Origin of the sequence: Aquimarina sp. Aq107, from assembly GCF_943733665.1 — a bacterium.
Taxonomy (GTDB): Bacteria; Bacteroidota; Bacteroidia; order Flavobacteriales; family Flavobacteriaceae; genus Aquimarina.
On sequence record NZ_OX030782.1, the window covers coordinates 552,349 to 565,189 of the forward strand.

The 12,841-nt window shown below is 35.5% G+C and carries 13 protein-coding genes; 11 read left to right on the forward strand and 2 right to left on the reverse strand.

Features of this window, described 5'->3' with window-relative positions:
• Positions 1–4 precede the first annotated feature (4 nt).
• Together NMK29_RS02100 and NMK29_RS02105 are read right to left on the reverse strand one after the other, a co-directional pair.
• On the reverse strand, positions 5–3,217 hold the full coding sequence (locus NMK29_RS02100; RefSeq protein WP_108802983.1) for a SusC/RagA family TonB-linked outer membrane protein: 3,213 nt from the start codon (positions 3,215–3,217) through the stop codon (positions 5–7).
• A 434-nt stretch (positions 3,218–3,651) separates the two neighbouring features.
• On the reverse strand, positions 3,652–5,349 hold the full coding sequence (locus NMK29_RS02105) for a ShlB/FhaC/HecB family hemolysin secretion/activation protein (protein ID WP_108802984.1): 1,698 nt from the start codon (positions 5,347–5,349) through the stop codon (positions 3,652–3,654).
• 183 nt (positions 5,350–5,532) lie between these two features.
• Between NMK29_RS02105 and rpsL the strand changes: the two genes are divergently transcribed.
• The 11 genes from rpsL to rpsC all read left to right on the forward strand — a co-directional run bounded on the left by rpsL (position 5,533) and on the right by rpsC (position 12,827).
• Entirely contained in the window at positions 5,533–5,907 is a 375-nt protein-coding gene (rpsL, locus tag NMK29_RS02110) for a 30S ribosomal protein S12 (protein WP_024770883.1), read from the forward strand.
• A 23-nt stretch (positions 5,908–5,930) separates the two neighbouring features.
• Positions 5,931–6,407 carry a 30S ribosomal protein S7 gene (gene rpsG / locus NMK29_RS02115; protein ID WP_027392555.1) on the forward strand — a complete coding sequence of 159 codons (477 nt, stop codon included), beginning with the start codon at positions 5,931–5,933 and terminating at the stop codon, positions 6,405–6,407.
• 12 nt (positions 6,408–6,419) lie between these two features.
• Positions 6,420–8,546, forward strand: coding sequence for an elongation factor G (fusA, locus tag NMK29_RS02120; protein WP_108802985.1), 2,127 nt, complete (start codon positions 6,420–6,422; stop codon positions 8,544–8,546).
• Positions 8,547–8,556: 10 nt separating this feature from the next.
• Positions 8,557–8,862 (forward strand): 30S ribosomal protein S10, encoded by a 306-nt coding sequence (gene rpsJ / locus NMK29_RS02125; RefSeq protein ID WP_010181931.1) that lies wholly within the window; start codon positions 8,557–8,559, stop codon positions 8,860–8,862.
• Positions 8,863–9,010: 148 nt separating this feature from the next.
• Positions 9,011–9,628: a 50S ribosomal protein L3 gene (gene rplC / locus NMK29_RS02130; protein WP_027392553.1), complete on the forward strand. Its 618-nt coding sequence runs from the start codon at positions 9,011–9,013 to the stop codon at positions 9,626–9,628.
• Positions 9,628–10,257: a 50S ribosomal protein L4 gene (rplD, locus tag NMK29_RS02135; protein ID WP_108802986.1), complete on the forward strand. Its 630-nt coding sequence runs from the start codon at positions 9,628–9,630 to the stop codon at positions 10,255–10,257. The genes rplC and rplD overlap by 1 nt, the downstream gene beginning before the upstream one ends.
• A 5-nt stretch (positions 10,258–10,262) precedes the next feature.
• Entirely contained in the window at positions 10,263–10,553 is a 291-nt protein-coding gene (gene rplW / locus NMK29_RS02140) for a 50S ribosomal protein L23 (RefSeq protein ID WP_108802987.1), read from the forward strand.
• Positions 10,554–10,562: 9 nt separating this feature from the next.
• Positions 10,563–11,387: a 50S ribosomal protein L2 gene (gene rplB / locus NMK29_RS02145; RefSeq protein WP_027392550.1), complete on the forward strand. Its 825-nt coding sequence runs from the start codon at positions 10,563–10,565 to the stop codon at positions 11,385–11,387.
• A 6-nt stretch (positions 11,388–11,393) separates the two neighbouring features.
• Complete coding sequence (gene rpsS, locus NMK29_RS02150; protein ID WP_027392549.1) at positions 11,394–11,672, forward strand: 30S ribosomal protein S19; 279 nt, start codon at positions 11,394–11,396, stop codon at positions 11,670–11,672.
• 8 nt (positions 11,673–11,680) lie between these two features.
• Positions 11,681–12,088, forward strand: a complete 408-nt coding sequence (rplV, locus tag NMK29_RS02155) for a 50S ribosomal protein L22 (RefSeq protein WP_027392548.1) — start codon at positions 11,681–11,683, stop codon at positions 12,086–12,088.
• 10 nt (positions 12,089–12,098) lie between these two features.
• On the forward strand, positions 12,099–12,827 hold the full coding sequence (gene rpsC / locus NMK29_RS02160; RefSeq protein ID WP_027392547.1) for a 30S ribosomal protein S3: 729 nt from the start codon (positions 12,099–12,101) through the stop codon (positions 12,825–12,827).
• The last annotated feature ends 14 nt before the right edge of the window (positions 12,828–12,841 follow it).

Sequence of the window (12,841 nt, forward strand, 5' to 3'; positions counted from 1 at the left end):
AAAATTAGAACGTAGCTCTAAAACTAAGACCATATCTTCTAGAACTAGGACCTGTTATAAAGTCAATACCTTGTCCATTTCCTACTCCTGTACTTAGAGTGTTAGTGTCAAAATTCACGTCATCTGGAAAGTTAAACGCTTTATACCATAAGTTAGATCCAAGTAAAGTTACAGACAAAGATCCGAAAGGAGTTTTGCTTAAGAATTCCTTCTTAAAATCATAACTTAAACTAACTTCATTTAATCTTAACGTAGTTCCATCATATATTTGAGATTCGTTTGGTCCAAATCCAAAGTTACTGAAGAAAACATTAGTCGCCGTAATTGGAATATTGTTTGGAGTTCCGTCTTGTAATACACCTGGTAATATGTAAGCTCCTCTACGATCAATTGGGTTGTCAGAATCTACAACTCCTCTACCTACTAGAGTAGAAGCTGTTTGAGAAAAGATGTCTCCACCATGTCTATATTGAAAGTCAAAAGAAAATTTAAATCCTTTATAAGAGAAAGTATTTTTTATTGTACCAGTCCAATCTGGATTAGGATCTCCAATAATTTCGATATCAGTAGTAGCTAAGTATAAACCATCACTTCCTACGATAGGATTACCGTCAGCGTCTCTTTGAAGAGCTGTACCTTGAAGGATACCAAATGCTTCTCCTGCAATAGCATAGTTAGCTGGTCTACCTCCAATTGATGCAGTAAGTGCAATTTGATCAGTTGGTATTTCAGTTACTACATTTTCGTCAGCATAGAAATTACCATTAATTAACCATTTAAAGTTCTCATTTTTCCAAGGAGTAATATCAAAATCAACCTCGATTCCTTCATTTTCAGACTGACCAAGATTCACTGTCTTAGATGTAAATCCAGAAGCAGGATCTAAGGCTTGGTTAGTGATTAGGTCTTCAGTAGTTCTTTTAAATAAACTAACGTTTAACCCTACTCTATTATTGATAAAACGTGTTTCAATACCAACTTCAAATTCTTGGAATCTTTCTGGCTTTAAGTCAGCATTTCCTAATACATTAGAAACTGAGTTACTAGAAATTACATTTCCTTGACTATCAACAAAAGCTCTAGAATTAAGTCCTAAAGTATTTCTAGTACTAAATGCGCCTGGAGCACCAGCAGATTCTCCATATGCAACTCTAGCTTTTAAATAGTTAAACATATCTCCTTGTAATCCAGGAATAGCATCTGTTGCAATTAAAGAAATACTAGCTCCAGGATAGAAAATAGAATTGTTATTTTGTTCTAGTGTAGAGAACCAGTCATTTCTGATTACACCGTTAAAGAATAGGTAACTCTTATAATCAAGACTTACGTCAGCATAAACACCAATTGTATTATCTTCAAACTCAAATCCAAGTTGACCTAAATCAATATCATTAGTTGATTGATTTACGAAGTTATAGTGTTCTAAAACTCCAAAGGCTAACTGTTGTGTACTTAAAGTACCTTCTTGTTGATATGTGTTTCTTCTTGTATTAAGACCAGCGATAAATGTTAAACCTAAGTTTTCATTTAATTGCTCATAACCGTTAAGGATTAAACTGTTATCAAAAACAGTATTTCTAACCTGAATAGTTCTGTAGAATCCAGTTACATCACCATCAACACCACCTTTATTTTGACCGTTGGTGTTAAATTCAGTAAATGTATTTAAACCTGCTCTATATGTTAGAGAGTAGTTGTCATTAAAACCATAAGTAAGACTAGCAGATCCAAAAATATTGTCAGTTTCCTGTGTTACTTTAGCATTTGCAATTGTCCATAATGGATTCTGAATATCATTACCAGATCTATAGTATACACTTCTTCCATCCTGTGATTGGAAAGGTAATCCAAATAAATCAACACTTCTAGGTGTATATAAAATATCTCCAAAAACAGAACTACCGTTACCAATAGTACCACTACCAGCAGAAGCTGCAATTGGTGGTGTTTTTAAACGAGAGTTTGTGTAATTTGCAGTTCCTTGAAAAGTAAGTTTATTACTCAATTTTGCTTTTCCACCAAAACCAACATTATTTCTTGTTAGTTGGTTTCCAGGAGTAAAACTGTCTTGGTCAAAATAACTATAGTTTGCACTAAAAGAAGCATTTTCGTTACCTCCACTTAATCCAATAGAAGTATTTGAGATAAAACCAGTCTTGAAAAATTGATCAACACTATCGTAAGGTCTGTATGCATATTCAGATGCAGCGATATCTTCAAACCCAGTTACTAAAGTTTGATCAGCAAGCTGTGATAATGGATTTGCAACAAAGCTATTTCCAGGTGCACCGCTTCTGTATAAAGAGTTAGAGCTTATATCTCTATTAAAACTTGGTCCCCAGTTACTAAAGAAGAAACCAAAGTTTTGATGGAAACCACCACCATATTCATCCTGATAATCTGGTAATACAGCCTCCTCAGCAAATAATGATTGTGAAAAAGTAACCTCAAATTTCTTATTAGATGATTTAGCAGATCCAGTTTTTGTAGTTATAAGGATTACCCCGTTTCTACCTTCTTGTCCATAAAGTACAGAAGCACTAAGACCTTTAAGAACGTTTACACTTTCAATGTTATTTGGATCTATATCCAAAAATCTACTTGATTCAGTAACATTATTAAAGAATGCATTCTGTTGGTTGGTGTTATTAGCAAATGGCACACCATCAACAATGAATAATGGCTGGTTACTTCCGGAAATCGTAGATAGACCACGAATAATAATATTTGTACCAGAACCTGCTGTACCATTAGTTGAAGTAATGTTTAAACCAGCTGCTTCACCAGATAGAATTCTACCAAGGTCAGCACTTGATTGTTCTTGAATATCATCTGAAGCTACAGTAGATATAGCATAACCTAATGATTTTCTTTCTCTTTTGATACCTTGAGCTGTTACTACAACTTCTTCTAAAGTCGCAGCATCCTCACTCAGCTGAACGCTGATGGCATCGCTGTCTCCAACAACAACTTCTTTTGTTGTAAATCCAAGGTAGCTAAATGAAAGTACTGCTCCTCTGTTTACTTGAATGGTATAATTACCATCAAAATCAGATTGCGTACCCTTACTAGTACCCTTTACAACGATATTTACCCCTGGCAGAGGTAACCCACTATTGTCGGTTACATTACCTGAGATCGTTTTTTCTTGTGCAAACGTTAGTTGCACTACAAACGCCAGCAATAGCGTTAGAATTCCTCTAAACTTTGTTCTCATTTTATAATTTATTTGAATTAGCCAATGCCAAAAATCATAATAATATCTTAATTAAACAACTTTTATTTAGTTAAAAATTAAATTATTGTTCACGTCTGGTTAATATAATGTGAAATCCTACTATAACGTTGTAGTGTGTTGTTTTTACTTTTTTATCAAGAGTTTTACATGTTATTTTAGTGTGGTGATTTTGGTATTAAAAACAGAGTGCATGTTTTTTTTTGAAAGATTGTAAGGCTTTTGTTTTGAGAGTATTATGTGTTGTTTTTTGTTTTGGTTTTGGGATAATGAATTTATTGCTTTTTTTGTTTCGGAGCCCTTTAGTGCTCTGAGGTAGATTGAGTTTTGGTGTAAACCGAAAAATGTACGATCTAAGGGGTAAATAAGTTTTTTTTGATTATTGATTTTTGTGTTTTTTTTATGGAAGGAGGGTGTTAAAATGATGCATTTAGGCTTATATGGACCTTTGTGTTGGAGAATTTGAAGTTGGAATCACTGCTTTTTCCGTTTGCGAAAATTATTTTAAATAAGCCAGTTTGTGTGTTTAAACCAAGGCCTATCCCAAAACTTGTAAGGTTGTCTGATATTTTGTTGGTTTCGTTCTCAAAATAAGAATAATCTATAATAGAATGAATATATAAGTTGGGGGATAGTATGTATTGGTACTCGGTGTTTAGAGCATTAAAAAGGGAGGCGTTGATGCTATTTTCTTCGAATCCTCGAATTGAATTAATACCTCCAAATCTAAAAAGTTCATTTGTAAATAAATTGTCAGAAAAAATAGCTGAAGCGGTGTTTTTTATTAATATAGAGTTTCTTTGGTTTAATTCAAAAATTGAACCAAGGCTAAGAGTTCCTTTTGTTTGATTTAAATTAGTGTTGTCAGTTTTTCTTGATCCAAATTCAATTTCAATATGATAAAAATTTTTGATTGGAAATAAACTTTTGTTTTGTCTTCTAGAGTGGTTAAAGCCGACTCCGAAAAATGATGAGTTGTAATCGTTGATATTAAGTGATGGTAAGGGGTTGTCAAGGAGGTTGTTTGAAGAAACTGAGGAATATCCTAGCCATATTTTATTTTTATCACTGATTAGGTAGTTCAGATTGATGTTTTGTTCGGTTATCAAAAAGCTGGAATCTTTTTTAAATATTTCTAGGCCTGCCTCAATTCCAATTGGTGTTTTAAGAATGTAGGGTAGTGTAATGTTAGCTTGAAACCTTTGTTGTTCATTCCCGTCACTTTTGTAGATTAGATTTAGTCTTTCTCCAAAATTTAAATTGTTGATAAGATTTAGGTTTAGGTATCCATTGAGTTCTAGGTTTCCGGATTCAGTATCCGTTGAGAATCCAAGAAAACCATCAAAATTGTTTGCTGACTTCTTTTCTAAGTACAAGTATACTTTTGTTGAGTCTTTTTCAAATAGAACTTCTGGTGCTTTAATATTTTTGGCAAAACCTAGGTTGTCAATGGTTAGGGATTTTTTTAAAACATCATTCTTTTTAAAAATTGCTCCTTTGCGTATTCTGCTATTGTGTTTTAAGTAAGAAAAAGGGAATTTAGTGTATCCTTTGACTATTATGTCATCTATTTTTCTAGTGTCACTTTTTGAACTTATTAGTTTTGCGGATATCTCTTCTTTTTTATGTTTTGTAATTTCTGTTAGTGATAAGCTGCTAAATGTATTTCCTTGATCTACGAGGAAGTTTGTTAGGAATTGAATTGTTTTTTCTGTGTCTTTTAATGGTATCGAGAAGTGTTTTTCTGTAATTTCTGAAGATATTTGTTCTAAAATATTACGGGGTATAGATTCTTTGTTGTATTCGATTTTTATTGTCTTGTATTTTTTGTTTAATTCGAAAACACCTCTAAATGTGGAGTCAGATGTTTTTTTTAGATCTAGTAGTTGAGAGTCTAAATATCCTGATTCTAATAGTCTCTTTTGAGTTTTTGTTATCTCCGCTTTTAAATCTAGAAAGTTTTTAAAGGATTTGGTGTATTGGGTGCTATCTATTTTTTGTGTTTCTAGAGAGTCTTTTCCTATAATGCTTAGGTTTAGAGTTGGATTTTGTGCGCTACAAAACGAATGTATAATTATAATAAGGACGAGGATGTATAGCGAATGAGTTTTCAATTTTCTTTTTAATATCGCTAAAATAACGGAAAATACAGGGATTTCTTACGGTTAGACAATATCATTTTAAATCTATTTGAAAATTAATGCATTAGGATTTGAATTGATAAAAAATATTTCTACCTTTGCAGCCCTCATAAAAGAGGTAATTAAAAATATTTTAATAATAGTGTAAAGCAAATTATGCCAACAATTTCACAATTAGTAAGAAAAGGTAGAGCCAAAATAACTAAGAAGAGTAAATCGGCTGCTTTGGATTCGTGCCCGCAACGCCGTGGTGTTTGTACGCGTGTTTATACTACTACACCAAAAAAACCAAATTCAGCTATGCGTAAAGTAGCTCGTGTTAGGTTAACTAATGGTAAGGAAGTAAACGCATACATCGGAGGTGAAGGTCACAATCTACAGGAGCACTCGATAGTATTAGTTAGAGGTGGAAGGGTAAAAGATTTACCAGGAGTTAGATATCACATTGTACGTGGAGCTTTGGACACCGCAGGTGTAGAAGGAAGAACGCAACGTAGATCTAAGTATGGTGCAAAACGCCCTAAGAAGTAATTAAAAAACTTTAAGAAGAAGACATGAGAAAAAGAAAGGCTAAAAAAAGACCTATTTTGCCGGATCCACGTTTTAACGATCAATTAGTGACTCGTTTTGTAAACATGATGATGTGGGACGGGAAAAAATCGGTTGCTTTCAAAATTTTCTATGATGCTATTGATATCGTAGAGGAGAAAAAACAGAACGAAGAAAAAACCGCTTTAGAGATGTGGAAAGATGCGTTGTCTAACGTAATGCCACATGTAGAGGTAAGAAGTCGTCGTGTTGGAGGGGCTACCTTCCAAATTCCTAACCCAATTAGACCTGACAGAAAAATATCTACTGCTATGAAGTGGTTGATTCAATTTTCTCGTAAGAGAAATGAAAAGTCTATGGCTCAGAAACTTGCTGCTGAGATAATTGCAGCAGAAAAAGAAGAAGGAGCTGCGGTTAAGAAAAGAGTAGATACTCACAAGATGGCTGAAGCAAATAAAGCATTCTCACACTTTAGATTTTAATCACGAACAGAAATGGCTAGAGATTTAAAATATACAAGAAATATAGGAATTGCTGCGCACATTGACGCAGGAAAAACTACGACTACCGAACGTATTTTGTATTATACTGGGGTGAGTCATAAGATTGGTGAGGTGCACGATGGAGCTGCAACAATGGACTGGATGGAGCAAGAGCAGGAAAGGGGTATTACTATTACTTCTGCTGCAACCACTTGTGAGTGGAAGTTCCCTACAGAAAATGGTCAGGCAGTTTCTGATACTAAAGGATATCACTTTAATATTATTGATACTCCAGGACACGTTGATTTTACGGTAGAAGTAAATCGCTCATTACGTGTACTTGATGGGTTAGTGTTTTTGTTTAGTGCTGTTGATGGTGTAGAGCCTCAATCAGAAACTAACTGGAGACTGGCTGATAATTACAAAGTACCTCGTATTGGGTTTGTAAATAAAATGGACCGTCAAGGATCTAACTTTATGGCTGTTTGTCAGCAAGTTAAAGATATGTTGGGGTCTAATGCTGTGCCGATTGTAATGAATATTGGTGATGAAGCAGATTTTAAAGGTATTGTAGATTTAGTAAAGAACCGTGCTATTGTTTGGCATGATGAAACACAAGGATCTACTTTTGATGTCATAGATATTCCTGAAGAATTAAAAGAAGAAGCTGCTGAATTAAGAGGTAAGCTTATAGAAGAGGTTGCGGCTTATGATGAAAATCTTCTTGAAAAATTCATGGAGGATGAAGATTCTATAACAGAGGAAGAAGTACATGCTGCTCTTAGGGCTGCTGTAATGGATATGTCTATCATTCCTATGATTTGTGGATCTGCATTTAAGAATAAAGGAGTTCAATTCTTATTAGATGCAGTATGTCGTTACTTACCTTCTCCAACAGATAAAGAAGGTATTGTAGGGATTAACCCTAACACGGATCAAGAAGAAACACGTAAACCTGATGTAAAGGAGCCTTTTGCGGCATTAGCTTTTAAAATTGCTACAGATCCTTTTGTGGGTCGTTTGGCATTTTTCCGAGCGTATTCTGGTCGTTTAGATGCAGGTTCGTATATATTGAATAATCGTTCTGGTAAGAAAGAGCGTATTTCACGTATTTATCAAATGCATTCTAATAAGCAGAATGCTATAGATTTTATTGAAGCAGGTGATATTGGTGCTGCTGTAGGATTTAAGGATATCAAGACTGGTGATACCATGACTGATGAAAAGAATCCTATTGTTCTGGAATCTATGGATTTCCCAGATCCGGTAATTGGTATTGCAGTAGAGCCTAAGACAAAAGCTGATGTAGATAAATTAGGTATGTCTTTAGCAAAACTTGCTGAAGAAGATCCTACATTTACAGTGAGAACAGATGAGGCTTCAGGACAGACAATTATTTCTGGAATGGGTGAGCTTCACTTGGATATTATTGTTGATCGTTTAAAGCGTGAATTTAAAGTAGAGGTTAATCAAGGTCAACCACAGGTTGAGTATAAGGAAGCTATTACTCAGGCTGCAGATCACAGAGAGGTTTATAAAAAACAGTCTGGTGGTCGTGGTAAATTTGCAGATATTGTATTTACAATTGAACCAGCAGGCGAGGGTGAAGTAGGTCTTCAGTTTGAATCAACAATTAAAGGTGGTAACGTTCCTAAAGAATTTATACCGTCAATTGAGAAAGGATTTAAAATGGCTATGGCTAATGGTCCTTTGGCTGGGTACGAAGTTGATGCAATGAAAGTAACGTTGAAAGACGGTTCTTATCATGATGTGGATTCTGATCAATTATCATTTGAATTGGCGGCTAAGTTAGGATTTAAAAATTCTGCAAAAGCTGCAAAAGCGGTGATAATGGAGCCTATTATGAAATTAGAAGTTATTACTCCAGAAGAAAATATGGGTGATATCGTAGGTGACCTTAACAGACGTAGAGGACAAGTTAGTGATATGGGTGATAGAGCTGGTGCAAAAACTGTGAAAGCTACTGTGCCACTTTCAGAAATGTTTGGTTATGTTACTACGTTAAGAACATTGTCATCTGGTAGAGCAACATCTACTATGGAATTTTCTCACTATGCTGAGACTCCTTCTAATATTTCAGAAGAAGTGATTGCAGCAGCAAAAGGAGTTAACGCTTAATTTTACAGAAATGAGTCAAAAAATTAGAATAAAACTAAAATCTTACGATCATAATTTGGTGGATAAGTCTGCAGAGAAGATTGTTAAGACCGTTAAGAGTACTGGAGCTGTGGTTACAGGCCCGATTCCATTACCAACACATAAAAAGATTTTTACAGTATTGCGTTCTCCGCACGTTAATAAAAAATCTAGAGAGCAGTTTCAATTAAGTTCTTATAAAAGACTTTTGGATATTTACAGCTCGTCTTCAAAAACAATTGATGCGTTAATGAAGCTAGAATTACCAAGTGGAGTTGAAGTTGAAATTAAAGTTTGATAATACTTCTAAGTAAGAAAATCTTACGATAAATGTCCCAAGCTGCGTGCGAGGGAAAAACGGCAAAAGAATACATTCAGGGTTGAAGTATTTTGACCCTGTTTTTTTGCAAAATAATAAGTAAAATACTAATTAATAATTAATAAATATGTCTGGGTTAATAGGAAAAAAGATCGGTATGACCAGCATCTTCGACGAAAATGGAAAGAATATTCCATGTACAGTTATCGAAGCTGGACCATGCGTGGTTACCCAAGTCAGAACTGAAGAAGTTGATGGTTACAAAGCTGTTCAGCTAGGTTTCGATGACAAAGCAGACAAAAATGCTACAAAAGCGGCTTTAGGTCACTTTAAAAAAGCAGGAACTGTTGCTAAACGTGAAGTTGTCGAATTCCAAGGTTTTGATGAGGAGTACAAATTAGGTGATACGATAACAGTAGAGCACTTCGTAGAAGGAGAGTTTGTAGATGTGTCTGGTACATCAAAAGGTAAAGGTTTTCAGGGAGTTGTTAAGAGACATGGTTTCGGCGGTGTTGGACAGGCTACTCACGGTCAACATAACCGTTTAAGGGCTCCAGGTTCGATTGGAGCGGCATCTTATCCAGCTAGAGTATTCAAAGGAATGCGAATGGCAGGAAGAATGGGTGGAGATAAAGTAAAAGTTCAAAACTTAAAAGTATTAAAAGTAGTTACTGAAAAGAATCTACTTGTTGTGAAAGGGTGTGTTCCTGGACATAAAAATGCTTATGTAACTATTCAGAAGTAATGAAGGTAGCAGTAATTGATATTAACGGAAAAGAAACAGGTAGAAAGGTAGACCTTTCTGATGCTGTTTTCGGTATAGAACCAAACGATCATGCTGTATACTTAGATGTGAAGCAGTATTTGGCTAATCAACGTCAAGGAACTCACAAGGCTAAGGAGCGTGCTGAGATTGTAGGTAGTACAAGAAAGATAAAGAAGCAAAAAGGAACTGGTACAGCGAGAGCAGGTAGTATTAAATCTCCTATCTTCAAAGGTGGGGGTAGAATTTTTGGTCCTAGACCTCGTAACTATTCTTTTAAATTGAATAAGAATTTAAAAAGGTTAGCACGGAAATCTGCACTAAGTATTAAGGCTAATGACAAAGCTATTACAGTTGTTGAAGACTTTACTTTTGATACAATAAAAACAAAGAATTTTACTGCTGTTTTAAAGTCTTTAGGGCTTGAAGGTAAAAAATCTTTATTTGTGTTGGGAGAGTCAAATAAAAATGTATATTTGTCGTCACGCAATTTAAAAAGTTCTGAAGTTATAACTTCCTCAGAATTAAGTACTTACAAAATACTTAATGCTAAGAATGTTGTGTTTTTAGAAGGTTCTTTGAAAGGAATTGAAACGAATTTAAGTAAATAGAAGCCATGAGTATCTTAATAAAACCTATTATTACGGAAAAGGCTACTGCTGATAGTGAGGTGTATAACCGCTACGGTTTTGTAGTTGATAAAAAAGCGAATAAGGTAGAGATCAAGAAAGCAGTTGAAGCTGCTTATGGAGTATCTGTTACTAAAGTTCGAACTATTAATGTCCGTCCAGACCGTAAAACTCGTTATACAAAAACGGGTATGGTCACTGGTAAAACAAAAGCTGTTAAAAAGGCTATTGTACAGGTGGCGGAAGGTGATGTAATTGATTTATATAGTAATCTTTAAGACTAAGAAATGTCAGTAAGAAAATTGAAACCAATTACCCCAGGTCAGCGTTTTAGAGTAGTTAATGGATATGATGCCATTACTACTGATAAGCCGGAAAAAAGCCTATTGGCTCCGAAAAAAAGATCTGGAGGTAGAAACAATCAAGGAAAAATGACCATGCGCTACAAAGGTGGTGGTCATAAGAAAAGGTATCGTATTGTTGATTTTAAACGTGATAAGCAGGGGATTCCTGCTACCGTAGCAACAATAGAGTACGATCCAAACAGAACTGCTTTTATTGCGCTTCTAAATTACCAAGATGGTGAGAAGCGTTATATTATAGCTCAAAACGGTCTACAGGTTGGTCAGAATGTTGTTTCTGGAAGCAATGTTGCTCCAGAAATAGGAAACGCGATGCCGCTTAGTGATATCCCATTAGGTACAATCATATCTTGTATAGAATTACGTCCTGGTCAAGGTGCTGTTATGGCACGTAGTGCTGGTTCGTTTGCTCAGCTTATGGCTAGAGATGGTAAGTTTGCTACTGTAAAATTACCTTCTGGAGAAGTGAGATTGGTGTTAGTTAATTGTATGGCTTCTATAGGGGCTATCTCTAACAGTGATCATCAGTTAGTTGTAGGTGGTAAAGCAGGTAGAGGAAGATGGTTAGGTCGTCGTCCTCGTACAAGACCAGTAGCTATGAACCCTGTTGATCATCCAATGGGTGGTGGAGAAGGTCGTTCATCTGGAGGTCACCCTCGTTCTAGAAAAGGTCTTCCTGCTAAAGGATTTAGAACCCGTTCTAAGACGAAAGCGAGTAATAAGTATATTGTAGAACGTAGAAAGAAATAATAAGATATGGCACGTTCATTAAAAAAAGGACCTTACATTCACTATAAGTTAGAGAAAAAAGTAGCTGCGAATGTAGAGGCTAATAAAAAGACTGTGATAAAAACTTGGTCAAGAGCATCAATGATATCTCCGGATTTTGTTGGTCAGACAATTGCAGTGCATAATGGTCGCCAATTTGTTCCTGTATATATTACAGAGAATATGGTAGGTCATAAACTAGGAGAATTTTCGCCAACACGTTCTTTCAGAGGGCACGCTGGTGCTAAAAATAAAGGTAAAAAATAATTTAAGCTATGGGAGTTCGTAAAAGAGAAATGGCAGAAAGAATTAAGGAAGAGAAAAAGCAGATTGCTTTTGCTAAGCTTAATAACTGTCCTACTTCACCTCGCAAGATGCGCTTAGTAGCAGATTTGGTACGTGGTGAGAAAGTTGAAAGAGCGCTTCATATTCTTAGATTTAATCCTAAAGAAGCATCTCGTCGTTTAGAAAAGTTATTGCTTTCTGCGATAGCTAACTGGCAAGCGAAGAATGAAGACGCAAACATCGAAGAGGCAGATCTTTTTGTAAAAGAGATTCGTGTAGACGGAGGTAGTATGTTAAAAAGACTACGTCCTGCTCCACAGGGTCGTGCACACAGAATAAGAAAACGCTCTAATCACGTTACAATCGTGGTTGCAGCAAAAAATAATACACAAAGCTAATATAAATAGTATGGGACAGAAGACAAATCCAATCGGAAATCGCCTTGGTATCATCAGAGGATGGGAATCCAATTGGTATGGAGGTAATGACTACGGTGATAAACTTGCCGAAGACGATAAGATTAGAAAGTACGTACACGCACGTTTATCTAAAGCTAGTGTATCTAGAGTAATTATTGAGCGTACGCTTAAACTTGTAACCGTTACTATCACTACTGCTAGACCTGGTATAATTATCGGAAAAGGTGGTCAAGAGGTAGACAAGTTAAAGGAAGAGCTTAAGAAAATTACAGATAAAGAAGTTCAGATCAATATCTTTGAGATTAAGAGACCAGAACTTGATGCATTTCTAGTTGGATCTAGTGTTGCAAGACAAATTGAGAGTCGTATCTCTTACCGTCGAGCAATTAAGATGGCTATTGCGGCTGCAATGAGAATGAATGCAGAAGGTATCAAAATTCAGATTTCAGGACGTTTGAACGGAGCTGAGATGGCACGTTCGGAGTCTTATAAAGATGGTCGTATTCCTTTATCAACATTTAGAGCTGACATAGATTATGCTTTGGTTGAGGCACATACTACTTATGGTAGATTAGGTGTAAAAGTATGGATTATGAAAGGCGAAGTATATGGTAAGAGAGAGCTTTCTCCTTTAGTTGGTCTTTCTAAGAAACAAGGAAAAGGAGGCGATAGAGGAGCCGGACGAGGTGGTAATAATAAATCACGTCGTAGAAAGTAATTTTTTAAAGTAAA

Coding starts and splice junctions, on each gene's coding strand:
- rpsJ (WP_010181931.1), top strand. CDS start 8,557: ATGAGTCAAAAAATTAGAATAAAACTAAAATCTTACGATCATAATTTG.
- rplW (WP_108802987.1), top strand. CDS start 10,263: ATGAGTATCTTAATAAAACCTATTATTACGGAAAAGGCTACTGCTGAT.
- rplD (WP_108802986.1), top strand. CDS start 9,628: ATGAAGGTAGCAGTAATTGATATTAACGGAAAAGAAACAGGTAGAAAG.
- rplC (WP_027392553.1), top strand. CDS start 9,011: ATGTCTGGGTTAATAGGAAAAAAGATCGGTATGACCAGCATCTTCGAC.
- rplB (WP_027392550.1), top strand. CDS start 10,563: ATGTCAGTAAGAAAATTGAAACCAATTACCCCAGGTCAGCGTTTTAGA.
- rpsL (WP_024770883.1), top strand. CDS start 5,533: ATGCCAACAATTTCACAATTAGTAAGAAAAGGTAGAGCCAAAATAACT.
- NMK29_RS02100 (WP_108802983.1), bottom strand. CDS start 3,217: ATGAGAACAAAGTTTAGAGGAATTCTAACGCTATTGCTGGCGTTTGTA.
- fusA (WP_108802985.1), top strand. CDS start 6,420: ATGGCTAGAGATTTAAAATATACAAGAAATATAGGAATTGCTGCGCAC.
- rplV (WP_027392548.1), top strand. CDS start 11,681: ATGGGAGTTCGTAAAAGAGAAATGGCAGAAAGAATTAAGGAAGAGAAA.
- rpsC (WP_027392547.1), top strand. CDS start 12,099: ATGGGACAGAAGACAAATCCAATCGGAAATCGCCTTGGTATCATCAGA.
- rpsS (WP_027392549.1), top strand. CDS start 11,394: ATGGCACGTTCATTAAAAAAAGGACCTTACATTCACTATAAGTTAGAG.
- rpsG (WP_027392555.1), top strand. CDS start 5,931: ATGAGAAAAAGAAAGGCTAAAAAAAGACCTATTTTGCCGGATCCACGT.